This window comes from Frankia sp. AgKG'84/4 (genome assembly GCF_023242965.2).
GTDB lineage: Bacteria > Actinomycetota > Actinomycetes > Frankiales > Frankiaceae > Frankia.
The window spans coordinates 1-1,048 of sequence record NZ_JALKFU020000810.1 but is presented as its reverse complement, the minus strand read 5'-3'; the positions used below and the strand labels follow the sequence as shown (position 1 = coordinate 1,048).

Here is a 1,048-nt window from a genome sequence, read left to right as displayed (position 1 = left end):
GGGGGGCAGGCACCGCCGCGCTGGTCTCGGCGGACGCCGGGGTGGCCGGCTCAGGCGGCGCGAACTCGTCCGGGCGCACCGCGGCGCGCCCGTCGGCGTGCCCATCGGGCAGGCGGCGCGCGGACGAGGTGTCCGGCTCGAAGCCGACGGCCTCCGGATCCAGCCCGTCCGGCTGCTCGGTCGTGGTGCCGGTGGAGCGGGTTGGCGAGGTCACAGCGGCGTCTCCGAGAATCCGGGGGCGTAGGGCCGCAGGTTGAGGATCAGCTCGGCCCACTCCCCGGTGAGTTGAAGTACTCCCACCGCGACGAGCAGCGCGCCACCCGCGAGGGACAGCGCGCGGCCATGGCGTCGCAGCAGGCGCAGTGCACCGACGGCCCGCCGGAAGGCGAGTCCGACGACGAGGAACGGCAGCCCGAGCCCGAGGCAGTAGACAGCGGACAGGAACGTCCCCCGCCCGACCGTCGCGCTCGTCGTCGCGAGCCCCAGCACCGCCGTCAGCGTCGGGCCGAGGCAGGGCGTCCAGCCCAGGCCGAACAGCACACCTAGCACCGGCGCGCCGAGCAGCCCGGGCCGCGGCAGGCGGTGCAAGCGCCACTCCCGGTTCGCCCACGACATCCGCGAGAAGATCCCGGCGAAGGCGAGGCCCATCACGATGGTGACGGCGCCGAGCACCTGGCTGAGGCCGACCTGGTGGCGGTTCAGCCACTGGCCGAGCCCGCCGAACGCGGCGCCGTAGGAGCAGAACACCAGGGTGAATCCCAGCACGAACAGTCCCGTGCCGGCCGCCACCCGCCCGCCGGCACGCAGCCGACGCAGCCGTGGCGCGAGCCCGGTGAACCGACCGCTCGCGCCACCGTCCCCGTCCCTGGTCATCCCGCCGCCAGCCACACCGGCTCCAGCCACACCGGCTCCAGCCACACCGGCTCCAGCCACACCGGCTCCAGCCACACCGATGGCGGCTCCCTCGCCGACACCCCCGCCGACACCGGCTCCGAGCACGGCCCCGACCGCCCCGGCCGGCACGGCGCTGGCGGGGGCGGCGCTGGCC

General features: G+C 76.0%; 2 protein-coding genes. Both read right to left on the bottom strand.

Annotated elements, in window-relative coordinates; genetic code table 11:
- Positions 1 to 214, bottom strand: a 214-nt coding sequence (locus tag MXD58_RS25385) for a hypothetical protein (RefSeq protein ID WP_250610182.1), incomplete at its 3' end; no start/stop codon positions are given.
- Positions 211 to 1,048, bottom strand: an 838-nt coding sequence (locus MXD58_RS25380; protein ID WP_250610180.1) for a cytochrome c biogenesis CcdA family protein, incomplete at its 5' end; no start/stop codon positions are given. The genes MXD58_RS25385 and MXD58_RS25380, both read right to left, overlap by 4 nt.